General features: G+C 72.1%; 19 protein-coding genes. 3 read left to right on the top strand and 16 right to left on the bottom strand.

Annotated features, from left to right (window positions below):
* Window positions 1-2 precede the first annotated feature (2 nt).
* Window positions 3-1,169, top strand: a complete 1,167-nt coding sequence (locus BCL76_RS03185) for a low temperature requirement protein A (protein WP_109777910.1) — start codon at window positions 3-5, stop codon at window positions 1,167-1,169.
* On the opposite strand, the gene BCL76_RS03180 is transcribed toward BCL76_RS03185, so the two are convergent.
* The 14 genes from BCL76_RS03180 to BCL76_RS03120 all read right to left on the bottom strand — a co-directional run bounded on the left by BCL76_RS03180 (window position 1,166) and on the right by BCL76_RS03120 (window position 14,898).
* Window positions 1,166-1,921, bottom strand: coding sequence for a sirohydrochlorin chelatase (locus BCL76_RS03180; protein WP_109777908.1), 756 nt, complete (start codon window positions 1,919-1,921; stop codon window positions 1,166-1,168). The two genes, BCL76_RS03185 and BCL76_RS03180, sit on opposite strands and share 4 nt — an antisense overlap.
* Before the next feature lie 5 nt (window positions 1,922-1,926).
* Complete coding sequence (locus BCL76_RS03175; protein ID WP_109777907.1) at window positions 1,927-2,823, bottom strand: ABC transporter permease; 897 nt, start codon at window positions 2,821-2,823, stop codon at window positions 1,927-1,929.
* On the bottom strand, window positions 2,810-3,604 hold the full coding sequence (locus BCL76_RS03170) for an ABC transporter ATP-binding protein (RefSeq protein ID WP_109777904.1): 795 nt from the start codon (window positions 3,602-3,604) through the stop codon (window positions 2,810-2,812). Before BCL76_RS03170 ends, BCL76_RS03175 begins: the two co-directional genes overlap by 14 nt.
* A 34-nt stretch (window positions 3,605-3,638) precedes the next feature.
* Window positions 3,639-4,772, bottom strand: a complete 1,134-nt coding sequence (locus BCL76_RS03165; protein ID WP_109777902.1) for an ABC transporter substrate-binding protein — start codon at window positions 4,770-4,772, stop codon at window positions 3,639-3,641.
* A gap of 215 nt (window positions 4,773-4,987) precedes the next feature.
* Complete coding sequence (locus BCL76_RS03160) at window positions 4,988-6,337, bottom strand: sulfate adenylyltransferase subunit 1 (RefSeq protein WP_109777900.1); 1,350 nt, start codon at window positions 6,335-6,337, stop codon at window positions 4,988-4,990.
* Window positions 6,338-6,339: 2 nt separating this feature from the next.
* Window positions 6,340-7,278, bottom strand: coding sequence for a sulfate adenylyltransferase subunit CysD (gene cysD, locus BCL76_RS03155; protein ID WP_109777897.1), 939 nt, complete (start codon window positions 7,276-7,278; stop codon window positions 6,340-6,342).
* The gene (gene cysC, locus BCL76_RS03150; RefSeq protein ID WP_109777894.1) at window positions 7,275-7,820 is read right to left on the bottom strand and encodes an adenylyl-sulfate kinase; all 546 of its coding nucleotides are present in this window, start codon (window positions 7,818-7,820) and stop codon (window positions 7,275-7,277) included. Before cysC ends, cysD begins: the two co-directional genes overlap by 4 nt.
* Before the next feature lie 35 nt (window positions 7,821-7,855).
* Entirely contained in the window at window positions 7,856-8,569 is a 714-nt protein-coding gene (locus BCL76_RS03145; RefSeq protein ID WP_109777893.1) for a phosphoadenylyl-sulfate reductase, read from the bottom strand.
* Window positions 8,566-8,754: a hypothetical protein gene (locus BCL76_RS39575; protein WP_109777892.1), complete on the bottom strand. Its 189-nt coding sequence runs from the start codon at window positions 8,752-8,754 to the stop codon at window positions 8,566-8,568. Before BCL76_RS39575 ends, BCL76_RS03145 begins: the two co-directional genes overlap by 4 nt.
* Complete coding sequence (locus BCL76_RS03135; protein WP_109777891.1) at window positions 8,751-10,457, bottom strand: nitrite/sulfite reductase; 1,707 nt, start codon at window positions 10,455-10,457, stop codon at window positions 8,751-8,753. Before BCL76_RS03135 ends, BCL76_RS39575 begins: the two co-directional genes overlap by 4 nt.
* A gap of 216 nt (window positions 10,458-10,673) precedes the next feature.
* Window positions 10,674-10,757, bottom strand: coding sequence for a putative leader peptide (locus BCL76_RS40460; RefSeq protein WP_312847410.1), 84 nt, complete (start codon window positions 10,755-10,757; stop codon window positions 10,674-10,676).
* 300 nt (window positions 10,758-11,057) lie between these two features.
* Window positions 11,058-11,621 carry a GNAT family N-acetyltransferase gene (locus BCL76_RS03130; protein WP_109777889.1) on the bottom strand — a complete coding sequence of 188 codons (564 nt, stop codon included), beginning with the start codon at window positions 11,619-11,621 and terminating at the stop codon, window positions 11,058-11,060.
* Window positions 11,622-11,626: 5 nt separating this feature from the next.
* On the bottom strand, window positions 11,627-12,895 hold the full coding sequence (locus tag BCL76_RS03125; protein WP_109778320.1) for a GAF domain-containing protein: 1,269 nt from the start codon (window positions 12,893-12,895) through the stop codon (window positions 11,627-11,629).
* A gap of 359 nt (window positions 12,896-13,254) precedes the next feature.
* Window positions 13,255-14,898, bottom strand: coding sequence for an acyl-CoA dehydrogenase family protein (locus BCL76_RS03120; protein WP_109777887.1), 1,644 nt, complete (start codon window positions 14,896-14,898; stop codon window positions 13,255-13,257).
* A gap of 17 nt (window positions 14,899-14,915) precedes the next feature.
* On the opposite strand from BCL76_RS03120, the gene BCL76_RS03115 reads away from it, so the two are divergent.
* The gene (locus BCL76_RS03115; protein ID WP_030766626.1) at window positions 14,916-16,031 is read left to right on the top strand and encodes a YihY/virulence factor BrkB family protein; all 1,116 of its coding nucleotides are present in this window, start codon (window positions 14,916-14,918) and stop codon (window positions 16,029-16,031) included.
* Window positions 16,032-16,116: 85 nt separating this feature from the next.
* On the opposite strand, the gene BCL76_RS03110 is transcribed toward BCL76_RS03115, so the two are convergent.
* On the bottom strand, window positions 16,117-16,947 hold the full coding sequence (locus BCL76_RS03110) for a class I SAM-dependent methyltransferase (protein WP_109777884.1): 831 nt from the start codon (window positions 16,945-16,947) through the stop codon (window positions 16,117-16,119).
* Between the two features lie 184 nt (window positions 16,948-17,131).
* Between BCL76_RS03110 and BCL76_RS03105 the strand changes: the two genes are divergently transcribed.
* Entirely contained in the window at window positions 17,132-17,881 is a 750-nt protein-coding gene (locus tag BCL76_RS03105) for a helix-turn-helix domain-containing protein (RefSeq protein ID WP_109777882.1), read from the top strand.
* On the opposite strand, the gene BCL76_RS03100 is transcribed toward BCL76_RS03105, so the two are convergent.
* Window positions 17,812-18,213 carry a VOC family protein gene (locus BCL76_RS03100; RefSeq protein WP_109777880.1) on the bottom strand — a complete coding sequence of 134 codons (402 nt, stop codon included), beginning with the start codon at window positions 18,211-18,213 and terminating at the stop codon, window positions 17,812-17,814. The two genes, BCL76_RS03105 and BCL76_RS03100, sit on opposite strands and share 70 nt — an antisense overlap.
* Between the last annotated feature and the right edge of the window lie 23 nt (window positions 18,214-18,236).

Here is an 18,236-nt window from a genome sequence, read left to right as displayed (position 1 = left end):
CGATGAGCGCGATGGACGCGGCGGCGGCGCCGCGCGAGCGGGAGAGCCGCCACGCCGCCTGGCTGGAGCTGTTCTTCGACCTCGTCTTCGTGGCCTTCGCCGCCCAGCTCTCGCACGAGCTGCACGGCGACCCGGGGCTACGGGACTTCGCCGTGTTCCTCGGGCTCTTCTTCCCGCCGTGGTGGATGTGGATCAACCTCACGGTCTCGGCGAACCTCTTCGAGGACGACGGGGCCCACCGCCGGCTCCTGATGCTCTTCGCCATGCTCTGCCTGGCCGCCATGGCCGCCGCCGTCCCCGAGGCCGACAGCACCCGCGGCGCCGTGTATGCCCTCGGGTACGCGGGCACCCGGCTGGTCCTCCTCGGACTGTGGTGGCCCGCCACCCGCTTCCCCGCGCCGGACCGGGTCCCCCGCTGGCGGCCACTGAGTTACTGCCTGCTGTCCGGGCTGCTGTGGGCGGCCTCCGCGGCCGTCCCCTCGCCCTGGCGGTACGCGATGTGGGCGGTCCTGATCGCCGCCGAGATGGTCCTGCTGCTCACCGCCCGGGGTCGTGGTGTCCCCGGACGGCTCGACACCGGGCACCTCGTGGAGCGGGTCGGGCTGTTCGTCATCATCGTGCTCGGCGAGTCCGTGCTGGGCCTGGTGACCTCGATGGACGACGCGTGGACCGTCCGGGCCGCGGTGGTCGCGGTGCTCGGGTTCGTCCTGCTGGCCGCGCTGTGGTGGTCGTACTTCGACTTCGGCTCGACGACGGCGGAGCTGATGCTCGGCTCGGCCGAAGGCATGCGGGCGTACCTGCTGGCCCGTGACGTCGGCGGGTTCCTGCACTACTTCGTGACCGCGGGGATCCTCTGCATGGCGGCCGGACTGGCCACCGCGGTCGAGGAATCGGGCCACGCCCACCTCGCCCGGGGCGCGGTATGGGCGCTGGCCGGCGGCCTGGCCCTCTACCACGCGGCCCATGCCGTCATCGCCCTGCGCTTCGGCCGGAGCCCCGCGGCCGTCGCGGTCTGGGCCGTGCCCGGCATCGCGATCCCGGTCCTGGTGGCGATGGCCTCGGACGCCCTCGCGCCCTGGCTGGTGGTGCTGCTGCTCGCCGCCGAGGCGATCGCCCACCTGCTCTACGCCCGCACCCTGTCGGCCCGCCGCCGCAAGGCGACCGCCTAGGCCGACAGGGCCGGCAGGCGGGCGGGCGTCGTCGCGGCCGCGTCGAAGCGGCGCAGTATCAGGCGGGCCAGTTCCGGGGCCGCGCCCAGGACGTCGGCGACGACGTCCGCGCCCGCGGCCTCGGCGCCGGCCGTGATCCGGTCCGGGAGACGGCCCGGGGCGATGACGTACGGGGCCACCGCCACCCGTTCGAAGCCCTCGGCGCGCAGGGCCCGTACGGCATCCTCCGTACGGGGCAGAGCGGCGGAGGCGAACGCAGGCCGCACGGCACACCAACCGGTGCGCCGCCACTCCCGCGCGGTTTCAGCGATCACTGCGATCGCCTCCGGGTCCGTGGAGCCGGCGGCCGCGAGCACCACGGCGGTGGTGGCGCGGTCCGCCGGGGTGAGGCCGGCTTCGCGGAGCCGGCGTTCGAGGGCGGTCAGCAGGAGCGGGGACGGCCCGAGGACGTCCGCCACCCGCACCGACAGCCCCGGCAGGCGCGAGGTCGACTCGGCGAGCGCCGCCGGGATGTCGGACTTCGCGTGGAAGGCGCGGGTCAGCAGCAGCGGGAGCGCCACGACCTCCCGTACGCCGGACAGGTAGAGCGAGGACAGGGCCTGCCCCACCGTCGGGGTGTTGAAGTCGAGGAAGGCCGTCTCCACGCGCAGCCCCGACCGCAGCGCCCGCACCCGCTCGGTGAGGGCGTGCACGGTCGCCGCGTGCCGCGGGTCGCGGCTGCCGTGGGCGATGACCACAAGGGCGCGGGACATGGCGATCAGCTCTTCGCCAGCAGACCGCGGCTGCGCAGCACCCACCGCTCGACCGGGCTGAAGATCAGCAGGTCGATGGCGATGCCGACCACCAGGATCAGGATGATCGCGAGGAACACGCCCGGCAGGTCGATGTTGTTGCGGCCGTTCTCCAGCAACTGGCCCAGGCCCAGGCCCAGGTCCGGCGAGGAGGCGATGATCTCCGCGGCCATCAGCGAGCGCCAGGAGAAGGCCCAGCCCTGCTTCAGACCGGCCAGGTAGCCGGGCAGCGCGGCCGGCATGACGATGTGCCGGGCCCCGGCGAGACCGGTGGCACCCAGGGTGCGGCCGGCCCGCAGGTACAGCGGCGGGATCTGGTCGATGCCGGAGACGAGGCCGTTGGCGATGGACGGGACGGCGCCCAACAGGATCACCGTGAACATCATCGCGTCGTTCAGGCCGAACCACAGGACGGCCGGCGGCACCCAGGCCACCGACGGCAGCGACTGCAGGCCCTGCAGGATCGGGCCGATCGCGGCGCGGACGAACTTCACCCGGGCGACGAGCAGACCGAGCGGGGTACCGATGGCCAGAGCCAGCAGGAAGCCGAGCAGACCGCGGGAGACGCTGGTCCAGATGACCTCCAGCAGCGTGCCCTTGAGCCACATGTCGGACAGGCTGTCCCACACCGCGGACAGCGCGGGGAGCTTGGTCTCCTCGGTGACGTGCGTCGCGACGAGGACCTGCCAGACCAGGAGCACCAGGCTCACGGCCAGGACCGGCGGGAAGACCTTCTTGACGAGGATCTCGCGGATCGGGGTGCGGTGCGTCTGGACCGCGTCGAGGGCGTCGAGGCCCGCCTCCAGGCCGGCCAGGTCGTCGCTCTTGCCCGTGGCCTTCGAAGTGATGTCAGTGCTGGCCATGGCGGCGGATCTCCCCACGCAGGTGTTCAGTGATCTCCAGGGACAGTTCCGCGACGTCCGCGTCCTCGATGCGGCGCGGCTGAGGGATGTCCACGGTCCATTCCTTCGCGACCCGGCCGGGCCGGGAGGAGAGCAGGACCACGCGCTGGGCGAGACGGACGGCCTCGCGCACGTTGTGGGTGACGAAGAGGACGGACAGGCCGGTCTCTTCCCAGATGCGGGTGAGTTCGCCGTGCAGGACGTCCCGGGTGATGGCGTCGAGGGCCGCGAACGGCTCGTCCATCAGCAGCAGTCGGCTGTCCTGGGCGAGCGCCCGGGCCAGCGCCACGCGCTGGCGCATACCGCCCGACAGCTCGTGCACGCGCTTGCCGTACGAGCCGCCGAGTCGGACCAGCTCCAGCAGCCGCTCGGCCTCCGGGCGGCGCTCGGCCTTGGCCACCCCGCGCAGGCGCAGGGCGAGTTCGATGTTCTTGCCCGCGGTCAGCCACGGGAAGAGGGCGTGCTCCTGGAACATCAGCGCCGGACGGCCGCCGGGGGTCTCCATGGACCCCGCGGACGGCTTGTCCAGACCCGCGACCAGGTTCAGCAGCGTGGACTTCCCACACCCCGAGGCACCCAGGATGGTGACGAACTCGCCGGGAGCGACATCGAGACTGATGTCGTCCAGGACGAGCTGCGATCCGGCCGGGCCGGAGAAGGACTTCGAGACGTGCTCGATGCGGGCAGCGTGCGACTGCTCCCGGGTGGAGCCCTCGGCAGCCTTGGCGAACGTGGTGGCCATGGTCGTCACCTCCTGGGTTTGCTGGATTGCGGGATTACTTGGCGCCGAGACCGGCGTCGGAGACCTCGGGCTTGCCGGCGGCCTTCAGCACCTTGTTCAGGAGCGTGAGGTCATAGATGCCGGCCAGCTCGGGCTGCTCGATGAGCTTGGCCTTGACCGCCCACTCCGACTGCGTCTTCAGCGTCGAGGCCAGCGGGTCGTCGGTGATGGCGATGCTGGGCCATGCCGGGTCGATGATCTTCGCGTCGAGCGCCTTGCCGCTGTCCGCCTCCAGCTTGGCGTTGGCGGAGGCCTTCGCCTTGTCCTGGTTGGCGTGGATCCAGTCGTTGGTCTTCACCGTGCCGCGCAGTACGGCCTCGACCACGTCGGGGTGCTCCTTCAGGAACTTCTGCGACACGATGATGTTCGTGATGACGAACTTCTTGTCGGGCCACAGGGCGGTCTCGTCGAGGAGGACGGAGCCGCCGTCGGAGACGAGCTTGGAGGCCGTGGGCTCCGGCACCCAGGCGCCGTCGATCGAGCCCTGCTTGAAGGCGTCCGGGGTCACCTTGTTGTCCGTGCGGACGACGGAGACGTCACCCTTGCCGGACTCGGGGTCGACCTTCCAGCCCTTCTCCGCGATCCAGTTGAGGAACGCGACGTCCTGCGTGTTCCCCTTCTGCGGAGTGGCGATCTTCTTGCCCTTGAGGTCGTCCAGGGTCTTGATCTTGTCCGGGTTCACGACGAGCTTGACGCCGCCGGAGGCGGAACCGGAGATGATGCGGAGGTTCGAGCCCTTGGACTTCACGTAGGCGTTGATCGACGGCGAGGGGCCGATGAAGCCGATGTCGAGAGAGCCGCCGTTGAGGGCTTCGATCTCGGACGGGCCGGCGTTGAAGGACTGTGGCTTGATCTTGGTGCCGTTCAGTTCCTTCTCGATCAGGCCTTCCTGGAGGCCGACCAGCGCGGTGGCGTGCGTCAGGTTGGGGAAGTACCCGATACGGACCTCGGAGGCGGAGAGCTTCTTGCCGGAGTCGGCCGCGTCGGCGGCCTTCGGCTCGTCCTTCTTGGCCTCGGAGCCGTAGCCGCAGGAGGCGAGCGCACCGATCAGGAGCGGCAGAGCGGCAGCGGCGACGACACTGCGGCGGAGCGTGGTACGGGGCTTACGGGTGCTGGCGGTGGCAGGCACGGGAGGACTTCCTCTCGTGACGGCGTCATCTCATGACGCACGTCTTCGTTTGTGGAACGAGGTCGGGTACGGCTCGTGGGGGGTGTGGGCGCGCATGCGGTGCGCGTACGTCATCGCGCACATCGCGCCACCCCTCCCTGGCCGCTGCCGAGGACGCCGCTGCCTACGCGGCCGCCCTCCTTCGCGAAGGTCGAGTAGATGTCGGGAAGCATGAGTTAGAAGTCCCAACCTTCCTCGTCGGCCCGGACGGTCGTCTCGGCGCGGGAGGCGAAGGACTCGCCCGCCATGCCGGCCGCCAGGGTGGTTCCGTCGGCCGGGTCGATCAGGAGGAAGGACCCGGTGCGGCGCGAGTCGGCGTACGCGTCGAGCGCGAGCGGCTCGGCGGTACGGACGACGACACGGCCGATGTCGTTCGCCACCAGCTGTCCGGGGTTCGGGTGCTGGGACAGGTCGTCCAGGGTCAGCCGCGAGGGGATCTCCTTGACGATCGCCTTGACCGTGCGCGTCGTGTGCTTGATCAGCACCCGGGCGCCCACGGCCAGCGGCTGGTCGGCCACGTGGCAGACCGTCGCCTCGACGTCCTGCGTGGTGGCCGGGGCGCTCGCGGACGGCGCGATCAGGTCGCCGCGCGAGATGTCGATGTCGTCCTTCAGCCGCAGGGTCACCGACTGCGGGGCCCAGGCGATGTCCACGCTCTCGCCGAGCGCGTCGATGCCCTCGATGACCGAGGTCCGGCCGGACGGCAGGACGGTCACGGCCTCGCCGACGCGCAGCACGCCGGAGGCGATCTGGCCCGCGTAGCCGCGGTAGTCGGGGTGCTCGGCGGACTGCGGACGGATCACGTACTGCACCGGGAAACGCGCCGGGCAGGCCGTCAGGTCGTGGCTGACCGGGACGGTCTCCAGGTGCTCCAGGACCGTCGGGCCGCCGTACCAGTCCATGTTCGCGGACGGCTCCACCACGTTGTCGCCGGCCAGGGCCGAGATCGGGATCGCGGTGATCTCCGGGACGCCCAGGTCCGAGGCGTACGCGGTGAACTCCTCGGCGATGGCCGCGAAGACGGACTCCTGGTAGCCCACCAGGTCCATCTTGTTCACGGCCAGGACCACGTGCGGGACGCGCAGCAGCGCGGCGACCGCCGCGTGCCGGCGGGTCTGCTCGATCACACCGTTGCGGGCGTCGACCAGGACCACGGCCAGGTCGGCGGTGGAGGCTCCGGTGACCATGTTCCGGGTGTACTGCACGTGCCCCGGGGTGTCCGCGAGGATGAACCGGCGGCGCGCGGTGGCGAAGTACCGGTACGCGACGTCGATGGTGATGCCCTGCTCACGCTCGGCCCGCAGGCCGTCGGTCAGCAGCGCGAGGTCGGGGGCGTCCTGGCCGCGCTGGGCCGAGACGGCCTCGACGGCCTCCATCTGGTCGGTCAGGACCGACTTGGAGTCGTGCAGCAGCCGGCCCACCAGGGTGGACTTGCCGTCGTCGACGGAGCCGGCGGTCGCGAAGCGCAGCAGTGTGGTCGCCGCGAGGTCGTCGAGTCCGACGACCTGATCGGTGGTGCTGGTCATGTCTAGAAGTACCCTTCGCGCTTGCGGTCTTCCATCGCGGCCTCGGACATCTTGTCGTCGGCGCGGGTGGCGCCCCGCTCGGTGAGGCGGGAGACGGCGATCTCGGCGATCACGGCGTCCAGCGTGACGGCGTCGGAGTCGACGGCGCCGGTGCAGGACATGTCACCGACGGTCCGGTAGCGGATGAGCCGCGTCTCGGGCGTCTCGCTCTCCTTCGGGCCGCCCCACTCGCCGGCCGTCAGCCACATGCCGTTGCGCAGGAACACCTCGCGCTCGTGGGCGAAGTAGATCTCCGGCAGCTCGATGCCCTCGCGGGCGATGTACTGCCAGACGTCCAGCTCGGTCCAGTTCGAGAGCGGGAAGACCCGCACGTGCTCGCCCGGGGCGTGGCGGCCGTTGTAGAGCTGCCACAGCTCGGGGCGCTGGCGGCGCGGGTCCCACTGGGAGAACTCGTCGCGCAGGCTGAACACCCGCTCCTTGGCGCGGGCCTTCTCCTCGTCGCGGCGGCCGCCGCCGAAGACGGCGTCGAACTTCAGGCTCTGGATCGCCTCGGTCAACGGCACGGTCTGCAGCGGGTTGCGGGTGCCGTCCGGGCGCTCGCGCAGCTTGCCTGCGTCGATGTAGTCCTGGACGGACGCCACGTGCAGGCGCAGGCCGTGCTTCTCGACCGTACGGTCGCGGTACTCCAGCACCTCGGGGAAGTTGTGACCCGTGTCGACGTGCAGCAGCGTGAACGGCACCGGCGCCGGCGCGAACGCCTTCAGCGCCAGGTGCAGCATGACGATGGAGTCCTTGCCGCCGGAGAACAGGATCACCGGCTTCTCGAACTCGCCGGCCACCTCACGGAAGATGTGCACGGCCTCGGACTCGAGGGCGTCGAGGTGCGACAGCGCGTAGGGCGCATCCGTCTCGTCGTGGACGTGTGCGACGGTCGTCGTCATGCCAGACCCCTCTCGGTGAGCAGCGCGTGCAGGGCCGAAGCCGACTCCAGCACGGTCTGCGTGTGCGACTCGATCCGCAGGTCCGGGGAGTCCGGCGCCTCGTACGGGTCGTCGACCCCGGTCAGACCGGAGATCTCGCCCGCCGCCTGCTTGGCGTACAGGCCCTTGACGTCACGCTCCGAGCAGACCTCGACCGGGGTGGCCACGTGGACCTCCAGGTACGAGGTGCCCTCGGCGGCGTGCCGCTTGCGGACGGCCTCACGGCTGTCCGCGAACGGCGCGATCACCGGCACCAGGGCCTTGACCCCGTTGCTCGCGAGGAGCTCGGCGACGAAGCCGATCCGCTGCACGTTGGTGTGGCGGTCCTCGCGGGTGAAGCCCAGCCCCGCGGAGAGGAACTCGCGGATCTCGTCCCCGTCGAGCACCTCCACCCGGTGGCCCTCGCCGCGCAGCCGCTCGGCCAGCGCGTAGGCGATCGTGGTCTTGCCCGCGCTCGGCAGCCCGGTCAGCCACACGGTGGCGCCCTGGTCGCTCACGCTCATCTGCTCTGTCTCCGTAAGTTCTTCGCCGGTCGTCATCAGCCGTGCAGTCCGCACTCGGTCTTGCCCCGCCCGGCCCACCGGCCGGCCCGCGCGTCCTCGCCCTCGGCGACGCGCCGGGTGCAGGGGGCGCAGCCGACGGAGGCGTAACCGTCCATCAGCAGCGGGTTGGTGAGCACGCCGTGCTCGGCGACGTACGCGTCCACGTCGTCCTGGGTCCAGCGGGCGATCGGGGAGACCTTGACCTTCTGCCGCTTCTCGTCCCAGCCGACCACCGGGGTGTTCGCCCGGGTCGGGGACTCGTCGCGGCGCAGGCCCGTCGCCCACGCGGTGTACGCCGTCAGGCCCTCTTCCAGCGGCTTGACCTTGCGCAGCGCGCAGCACAGGTCGGGGTCCCGGTCGTGCAGCTTCGGCCCGTACTCGGCGTCCTGCTCGGCGACGCTCTGACGCGGGGTCAGCGTGATGACGTTGACGTCCATCACGGCCTCGACCGCGTCACGGGTGCCGATGGTCTCCTCGAAGTGGTAGCCCGTGTCGAGGAAGACCACGTCCACACCGGGGAGGACCCGCGAGGCCAGGTGGGCGACGACCGCGTCCTCCATGGAGGAGGTCACGGCGAAGGTCTTGCCGAAGGTGTCGACCGCCCAGCGCAGGATGTCCGACGCCGAGGCGTCCTCCAGGTCCCGGCCGGCCTGCTCGGCCAGCGCCTTGAGCTCCCCGGCCGTGAGACGTACGTCTTGAGTGGTGGTCATATCCCGTCCCCTCCCGCTGATCCCGCTGATTCCGACCGAACGCCCCGGGCCAGCAGCCCGAGGTACTTCAGCTGGAAGGCTCGGTTGCAGGCCCTGCATTCCCACGCGCCGTGGCCCGTCTCGTTGGGAAACAGGTCCTCGTCGCCGCAGTAGGGGCAGTGGAACGGTGCGGCGCGCTCGCTCACGAGAGGCTCTTCTCGTCCGCGCGGGCGACCCATGCCGCGAAGCGCTCGCCGTCCTCGCGCTGCTCCTCGTAGTGCTTGACGACCCGCTCGACGTAGTCGGGCAGACCCGCCGAGGTGACCTTGAGGCCGCGGACCTTGCGGCCGAAGCCGGCCTCCAGGCCGAGGGCGCCGCCCAGGTGGACCTGGTAGCCCTCCACCTGGTTGCCGTCGTTGTCCAGGACCAGCTGGCCCTTGAGACCGATGTCCGCCACCTGGATACGGGCGCAGGCGTTCGGGCAGCCGTTGATGTTGATGGTGATCGGCTCGGCGAAGTCCGGCAGGCGGCGCTCCAGCTCGTCGATCAGCGAGGCGCCGCGCGCCTTGGTCTCGACGATGGCCAGCTTGCAGAACTCGATGCCGGTGCAGGCCATCGTGCCGCGGCGGAACGGGGACGGCTTGACCCGCAGGTCGAGCGCCTCCAGCGCCCCGACCACCGAGTCGACCTGGTCGGCCTCGATGTCGAGCACGATCATCTTCTGCTCGGCGGTGGTGCGCAGCCGGCCGGAGCCGTGCTGGGCCGCCACGTCCGCGATCTTGGTCAGGGTGGCGCCGTCCACGCGGCCCACGCGGGGCGCGAAGCCGACGTAGAACTTGCCGTCCTGCTGCTGGTGGACGCCCACGTGATCGCGCCACTGGCCGCTCGGCTGCGCGGGCGCCGGGCCGTCGGTCAGCTTGCGCTGCAGGTACTCGTCCTCCAGGACCTGGCGGAACTTGGCCGGGCCCCAGTCGGCGACGAGGAACTTCAGGCGGGCGCGGTTGCGCAGCCGGCGGTAGCCGTAGTCGCGGAAGATCGAGATGACGCCCTCGTAGACGTCCGGGACCTCGTCGAGCGAGACCCAGGTGCCCAGGCGCACACCCAGCTTCGGGTTGGTGGACAGACCGCCGCCGACCCAGACGTCGAAGCCGGGACCGTGCTCGGGGTGGTTCACGCCCACGAACGCGATGTCGTTGATCTCGTGCGCCACGTCGAGCAGCGGCGAGCCGGAGATCGCGGACTTGAACTTGCGGGGCAGGTTGGAGAAGTCCTTGTTGCCGACGATGCGGCGGTAGATCTCGTCGATGGCGGGGGTGCCGTCGATGATCTCGTCCCGGGCGATGCCGGCGACGGGGGAACCGAGGATGACGCGGGGCGTGTCACCGCAGGCCTCGGTGGTCGAGAGGCCGACGGCCTCCAGTCGGCGCCAGATCTCCGGGACGTCCTCGATCCGGATCCAGTGGTACTGCACGTTCTGCCGGTCGGTGAGGTCGGCGGTGCCGCGCGCGAACTCCTCCGAGATCTCGCCGATCACGCGGAGCTGCTCGGTGGTCAGCCGACCGCCGTCGATGCGCACGCGCAGCATGAAGTACTCGTCGTCCAGCTCCTCCGGCTCCAGGATCGCGGTCTTGCCGCCGTCGATCCCGGGCTTGCGCTGGGTGTAGAGCCCCCACCAGCGCATACGGCCGCGCAGGTCGTTGGGGTCGATCGAGTCGAAGCCGCGCTTGGAGTAGATCGTCTCGATGCGTGTCCGCACATTGAGACCGTCGTCGTCCTTCTTGAACTGCTCGTTGCCGTTGAGGGGCGTGTGGTGACCGACGGCCCACTGGCCCTCGCCGCGGTGACGGCCGGTCTTGCGGCGCGCGGCGGCTGCGGGTGCGGCTGCGGGCGTTTCGGGGGTGGCGGCCATGGCGGTACGTCCTTCTTCGGCGGCTCGAGGCAAGGGCAGGGGGAGGCGGCGGCGCTCCCCTGCGGGCTCGGCGACTCCGAGCGGGTGTGGCTGATTCCCGCTCCGCGCCGGGGTTGCCGGCGGGCAGGGCGGTACTACGGCCTCAGGGGGCTGGGCGGGTGATCGGCGCGTCCGCGGCGGCGGGGACGACGGCGATGTGCGGCGTGGCTGGTTCGGTCAGCGGGCCGGACAGATGGCGCTGGACATGCGGCCGAGGTCGACGTGCCGCCGACTCACCAAGGCAATTCCAGCTCCATTCATGGCGGAAGCGTGTCATGTGCCGATTGGAGGAGTCCACTACTGTCCACGATTCGGACGAACTCGTCTCGAATGATGGGATGGCGTGACGGGGGTCACGCAGGGAAGCCGGCCTCGGCCGGTCCAGGGGGCTCCGCCGGTCCAGGGGGCTCCGCCGGTCCAGGGGATCCACCCCTGGACCCCGCGCCTCGAACGCCGGCGAGGCTTGATCTCAGCCTCGCCGGCGTTCGAGGCGTGGAGGTGCGGGGGCGGGGCCCCGGCAGCGGCACCCCCGGTGGGCTCGGTCGACCGACCCCGGAGGGGTTACGCGCCGGGCCAGGGGCCCGGGGTCGGGGTCTCCACCTTGGACTCCGTCTCCGTCTTGAAGATCTTGAAGCCGCGCCGCTGGTAGTTGCTCATCGCCGTCGGCCCGTCCTGGCTGCACGTGTGCACCCATACCCGCCGGGTCGGCTCCAGCTCCGGCCAGCGCTCCGCCAGGGACCACGCCCGGGCGATGCCCACCGACAGCAGGTGCCCGCCGATGCGGCGGCCGCGGAAGTCGGGGAGGAGACCGAAGTACATGATCTCCACCACGCCGTCGTCCTGCGGGTCGAGTTCCACGTACCCGGCCGGCGTGCCCCGGTCGTACGCCACCCAGGTCTCCACGCCCGGCCGGGCCAGCTGCTCCACCCACTGCGCGCGGGTCAGGGCCAGCCGGTCCGTCCAGTGGATGTCGCCGCCCACCGACGCGTACAGGAAGCGGCTGAACTCGGGGGAGGGGACCTCGGCCCGCGCGATGGATATCTCCGGGCCCGCCGGAGCCGCCGGGACGAGGTCCGCGGGAGAGGTCATCTCCAGCGACCAGGTGGTGAGAGTGATGGTGCTCATGCAGCTCAGGGAATCATGCCGGGCCCCGTCCGGCCCAGGCGGGCCCGGACCACCGCGGGTGCGGTGGAGTGCGGGAGCAGCGCGGCGGGATCCTCGGGGCGGATCAGCTCCACCTCCACGTCCTGCGCGAACCGGTACGGCCGGTGGGTGAGGACGCCCGCCAGGTGCCGGCGTACGCGGGACAGCTCCGCGCGGACCGTCACCGTGCGCGTCGGGTCCCCGAACAGCTCCCCGGCCAGCTCCGCCGCCGAGCGCCCCCGCGGGCTCTCCGCCAGCAGGAACAGCAGCTCCGCGTGGCGCGGGCTCAGCTCCTGCGACCAGCTTCCGGAGGGGCCGTACACCGTCGCCGACCAGCACCCCGCCCGGCTGAGGTCCAGGACGATCCGGGTCACCGCCGCCGCTGTGTCGCGACCGCCCTGGTCGACCCGCAGCAGCCAGCCGCCGGGCAGCGGCTCCACCACGCACTCCCCGAGCCGCGGCACCCACACCCGGCCCGGCCCGAACGTCTTCGGCAGCGGGATCCGCTCGGCGGGCGCCAGGCCCGTCACCGCAGCCGTCCAGCCGTTCGGGTCCACGGCCAGCGCCCGCCCCGGCAGCCGGGCCAGCAAGGGCGCCGCGACCGTCCGCAGCCGTTCCAGCGACTCCAGGTGCCGCAGCCGCAGCTCCCGCTCCGCGAGCCGGGCCACCGAGCTCACCCACGCCAGCGTCGCCGGGTGCATGGTGGCCAGCGGGCCGCTGACGTCGACCACGCCCAGCAGCCGGCCGTCGCGCGGGTCCCGTAGCGGCGCCCCGGCGCAGGTCCAGTCGTGATGGCTGGAGACGAAGTGCTCGGCGGAGAACACCTGCACCGGGCGCCGGGCCACCAGGGCGGTGCCCACCCCGTTCGTGCCGACGACCGCCTCGTCCCAGTCGGCCCCGACCGCGAAGCCGAGCCGGTCCGCCTTGCGCAGGATGGACGAGTGGCCCTCGCGCCACAGCAGCCGCCCGTCGGCGTCCGCGACGACCATGATGTGCAGGGCCTCGTCCAGGGCGGGCAACAAGCCCTCGCGCAGCACCGGCAGGATCTCCCGGAGCGGCGACACGTGCCGCCGCTCCTCCGTCTCGGCGGCCGACAGCATCCGCGAGCGCGCGTCCCGGTCGGGGTGCACCCCGACGGCCAGCATCCGGCGCCAGGACTCCGCGATCTCCGGCCGGGGCGCGGCCGGTGGGCGGTCCCCGGCCAGCGCCGCCGCCCGTACGCCCTTGAGCAGACGCGCCGCCGCCCGCGCGTCCATGGCCGAGATGCGTGCCGCATCGACCGTGCTGCCTGTGGTGTCGGCCACCGGAACCTCCCCGTGCGAACAGGACGTACGACGCGAGCCGGCCGGGAGGTCCGCGCGCGTGGCGCTTCCCCGAGCACCCCGACGGACGGCTGCCGACTCACAGGTTGCAACGGTATGCAACTCTCGCCAAGTCCCGGTCGGGCGACCGAAACTGTCCGGACGCCGCAGAGCGGCGTGCCGGCTCCTCCTCGGGGCTTCGGATCAGGGGTGGCGCCGAGTCGGCGCGGCGCCACCTTCTGTACCGGTGATGGGCCCGGATCCCGGCTGGGAGCGGTTTGGGGACCGCCGTGGAGCCCGACGGGGGCTCTTTCCTAGCCCGTGATCCGCGCCCGTTCCACCACCGCGCGCAGATCCAGGCTGTGCGGCAGCGTGCCGAAGGCCGTGCCCCAGTCGCCGCCCAGCCGCGAGGCGCAGAAGGCGTCGGCGACCTCCGACGGGGCCCATCGCACCAGCAGCGATCCCTGGAGCACCAGGGCCATCCGCTCCACCACCCGACGGGCCCGCGCCTCGATGCCCTCCAGATCGGCGAGATCCGTCAACAGGTCCTTGATGGCCGAATCCAGCCGGTGGTCCGCGCCCCGGGCCAGACCGACCTCCTGGAGGAAGGCGTTCAGCGCCTGCGGCTCGCGCTGCAGGGCGCGCAGTACGTCCAGCGCCTGCACGTTGCCCGAGCCCTCCCAGATGGAGTTCAGCGGCGACTCGCGCAGCAGTCTGGGCAGTCCCGACTCCTCTACGTAGCCGTTGCCCCCCAGACACTCCAGAGCCTCCGCCACCATCGGCGTACAGCGCTTGGTCACCCAGTACTTGGCGGCGGGCACGGCGAGGCGCAGGAAGGCCTTCTCCTGCTCGGTCCCGGCGTCGTTGGCGGCGGCCAGGCGCAGGGTCAAGGTGGTCGCGGCCTCCGACTCCAGGGCGAGGTCGGCGAGCACGTTGCGCATCAGCGGCTGGTCGATGAGCGGTGCTCCGAAAGCGGAGCGGTGCTCCGCGTGGTGCACGGCCTGCGTCAGGGCCTGCCGCATCAGCGAGGCCGAGCCGATGACACAGTCCAGCCGGGTCGCCGCGACCATCTCGATGATGGTCCGCACCCCGCGGCCCTCCTCACCGACCCGGCGCGCCCAGGTCCCGTCGAACTCCACCTCGCTCGACGCGTTCGACTTGTTGCCCAGCTTGTCCTTCAGTCGCTGGATCGCGAAGACGTTGCGCGTACCGTCCGGCAGCACCCGCGGCACCAGGAAGCACGTCAGCCCGCCCGGAGCCTGCGCCAGTACCAGGAAGCCGTCGCACATCGGCGCCGAGCAGAACCACTTGTGCCCGGTCAGCAGGTACTCGCCGGACGCGTCCAGCGGCACCGCGGCCGTCGTGTTCGCCCGTACGTCGCTGCCGCCCTGCTTCTCGGTCATCCCCATGCCGAAGAGCACACCGCCCTTCTCGGCGGCCGGCCGCAGCCCCTGCTCGTACACGTGCGAGGTCAGCCGCGGCTCCCATTCGGCGGCGAGCGCCGGATCGGTGCGCAGCGCCGGGACGGCCGCATGGGTCATGGAGATCGGGCAGCCGTGCCCCGCCTCGGCCTGGGACCAGATGAAGAACCCGGCGGCCCGGCGCAGGTGCCCGGCCGGGCGCCCCCAGGCGTCCGTGAGCCCGGAGGTCACCGCGTGCCCGAGCAGCCGATGCCAGGCCGGGTGGAAATCGACCTCGTCGATCCGGTTCCCGTACCGGTCGTGCGTCCGCAGCGTGGGCGGATTCTCGTTCGACTGCACACCCCATTCCTGGGCCTGCGCGGAACCGGCCGCACGCCCGAGGTCGGTGAGTTCCTGCCTTACCTCGCCGAGGAGTTCGGGTTCCGCGGCCGCGAGGTGACGCTCGACGCCCTCGGTGAGGGCCCGATCGCCGCCGTAGACGTCGTACCCCACCAGGGGCGGGGCCTGGTTGCTGACTGTGTGGGTGGTGGCTGCCATGCGGATACCGTAAGGACGTGCAGCCAGCAAAAGAAACACCCGAGCGGACCCCAGGACGGCTCCACCGGGCCCGCGCCCTCTACCGCAACGTCTCCATGCGGAAGATGGGCTGGCTGCTGCTGAAGGACACCGTCAACTCGTGCATCGAGTACCGGATCCTCGGGCTCGCGGCCGAGGCGGCGTTCTTCACGCTGCTCTCGCTGCCCCCGCTCTTCCTCGGCCTGCTGGGTCTGCTCGGCTACGTGGACGGCTGGACCGACACCCGCACGGTCGGAAGCATCGAGGAGAACATCCTGGCGGCGGTCGGCACGGTCCTGTCCGACCGGGGCGTCAACGACATCGCCAGACCCCTCTTGGACGACGTCACCCGCAGCGGCCGCCCCGACCTGATCTCCCTCGGATTCGCCTTCGCCCTGTGGTCGGGATCGCGCGCCGTCAACGTCTTCATCGACACCATCACCGTGATGTACGGGCTCGACGGCCATCGCGGCATCGTCAAGACCCGGCTGCTGGCCTTCCTGCTCTACATCATCGCCCTGCTGATCGGCGCGATCGTGCTCCCGCTGATGGTGGTGGGGCCCGACGCGGTCGTCCGGCTGGTGCCCTGGGGCACCGAAGTGATCGCGGTGCTCTACTGGCCGACCGTGACGCTGCTGTCCATCGCCTTCCTCACGACGCTCTACCACGTGTCCGTGCCCGTGCGCTCGCCGTGGATCGAGGACGTGCCCGGGGCGCTGGTGGCCCTCGCCATGTGGGTGCTGGGCTCGTTCCTGCTGCGGATCTACCTCACCAACACGGTCGAGGGGCCGACGATCTACGGATCACTGGCCGCGCCCGTGGCCGTACTGCTGTGGATCGGCATCTCGGCCTTCGCCGTGCTGGTCGGGGCCGCCGTCAACGCCGCGATCGACCGCGTCTGGCCCTCGGTGGCCACGGCGGCTGCGCGCGAGGCGAACGAACGGGCCCGCGAGGCCGAGGCCGCCCAGCTGATCGCGCGGGCCGCGGCGTGGCGGGCGATGGCGGAGGGCGAGTCGGAGGACGACGAGGACGACGGGATGCCGTCGGAGTTCCCGGAGCGGTGGTCGAAGTTCCTGCCGCCCGAGGACTACCACGGCCGGCTGCGCAAGCACTGAAGGCCGGCGGGCCGGGGTGCCCGGCCCGCCGGCCGCGCGCCTCACGTGCCTCGCCGCGCCCTCCCGCGTCTCCCGCCCGGTGTCGTTACGGGGCCTTCCTGCCCCAGGCGGTGAGCAGGCCGGGGGAGAGCGCGGCGCAGTCCGGCGAGTCCAGGTAGGCGATCGCCGCGTCGATCGTCGCGTCGTCGACCAGCCCGGTGGCCGTCATAGGCTCCCGCGCGCGCTCCCAGGTACCGGCCCAGAACCGGCTGATCGGGCTGCCCGGCAGCAGCGGCGGCACGAGGATCTCGGCCCCCACGGACAGCAGACCGGCCTCCCGCAGGTGCGCGGGATACTCCGGCACCCAGGAGACATCGGTGCCCAGGCTGTCCCCCAGCCCCTGCCACATGGCCCGCATCACCCGGCCGTACGTGGTCGTCGGCGCGGCGGGGGTGGTCAGGTCGACCGCGTCGCCGAGGACCAGGACACCGCCCGGGGCGACCAGGGAGGCGAGCTTGCCGATCATCCGCGGCCAGTTCCGCAGGTGCATCAGCACGAACCGGGCGTGCACCAGCTGGAAGCGTCCCGGAGCGAAGTCCAGGGCGGTGATGTCCGCCTCCAGCGGGGTGAGCCCGGGCGCCGGGTGCGCCGTGAGGAAGGTCGTGTCCCGGTCGACGGCCACCACCTCAGCGACCCCGGCCCGGTCCAGGAGGAGCCGGGCGACCGTGCCCGTTCCCGCGCCCACGTCGAGGCAGCGCCAGCCCGGTCCGGCGCCCAGCGCGCGCAGCCGGGCCAGGGTGAAGTCGTCATAGGCGAGCGCACCGAGGTCGATGCGGTCGTCCTCGCCCGGCAGCTCGGGCCGGAAGACCGCCTCGCCGTAGCGTCCGCCTGCCTCGCCGTCGGGACGCGGCGCCGGGTCGTCGTCGGGGAGATTCACGTCCGGACCTCTTCACGGGGCGGGAAACGGGCTGCGGCGGGCACGAAGGGCACGAAGGGCACGGCGGATGCGGCCCGCATCGGCCGCATCCGCCGCCCCCCCGATCCTCCACCGGCGCCCTCCCGCTCCACCGAGGCGCGCCGGGCCTGATCCGAAAGAGACGCCCGGTCCTTAACCTGGAGTCGTGTACGAGGAAGCGGTGTCCACGGCCGTCCCCGGAGCCGTGCTGTGGCGCGCGGCCGCCCGCACCGGCGCGGTGGTGCTGCCCGACGGCTGCATGGACCTGATGTGGGCCGACGGGCGGCTGCTGGTGGCCGGACCCGACACCGGGCCGCATCCGGCCGGGGAGGTCCCCGGCGGGGCCTTCGCGGGAATCCGGCTCGCACCCGGTACCGCGCCCGCGCTGATCGGCGTACCGGCGCACGCGCTACGGGACCGGCGCGTCGAGCTCGCCGACCTGTGGCCCGCCCGTGCGGCGCGCCGGGCGTCCGGGCTGGTCGAGGGGTACGTCGAGGCGTACGGGGACGCGCGCGCGGGACTTGAGGCGCTGGCCCGCACCCGCGCCGCCGCCGCCGGCGCGCCCGACCCGCTGGCCGCCGAGGTCGCGGCCCGGGTCCGCGCGGGCGAGGCGGTCGCCGAGATCGCCCGCGCCGTCGGCCTCGGCGAGCGACAGCTGCACCGGCGCTCGCTCGACGCCTTCGGATACGGCCCCCGGACGCTCGGCCGCATCCTGCGGCTGCGCCGCGCCCTGGCCCTGGCCCGTACGGGCCTGCCCTTCGCCGAGGTCGCCTGCGTCGCGGGGTACGCCGATCAGGCGCATCTCTCCCGTGAGGTGCGGGCGCTGGCCGGGACGACCCTGCGGGCCTACGCCGCCGGAGCCGACGGGGCGAACAGCGAGACGCCGGCGCCGTCCGGATCGAGCACTACGGCGTAGCGCTGGCCCCAGAAGGCGTCCCAGGGCTTCAGGTGCCCGGTGTGCCCGGCGGCGGTCAGTTCGGCGTAGAGCGCGTCCACCTCGGCGGGGGAGTCGCACAGGAAGGCCAGGTCCCGGCGGCCGTCGCCGGTGGGCGCGGTCCACGACGGGTCGAAGGAACGGATGGTGTCCTCCGTGTCCCACGCGATCCGTAGGCCTCCGGGCAGGACGGCCTCCACGTGCGGCGCGCCGTCGGCCTCGGCCGGGATGTCCAGGCCGAGACGGCGGTAGAAGGCGAGCGAGGCGGCCATGTCGGAGACCACCATGCCGATCAGGTCGAGTCGAGGAGTCATGGCAGCAGGCTAGGCGCGCACCG

This window comes from Streptomyces sp. CG 926, from assembly GCF_003148825.1.
Lineage (GTDB): Bacteria > Actinomycetota > Actinomycetes > Streptomycetales > Streptomycetaceae > Streptomyces.
The sequence above is the reverse complement of the archived record's forward strand: the minus strand, read 5'-3'. Positions and strand labels throughout refer to the sequence as shown.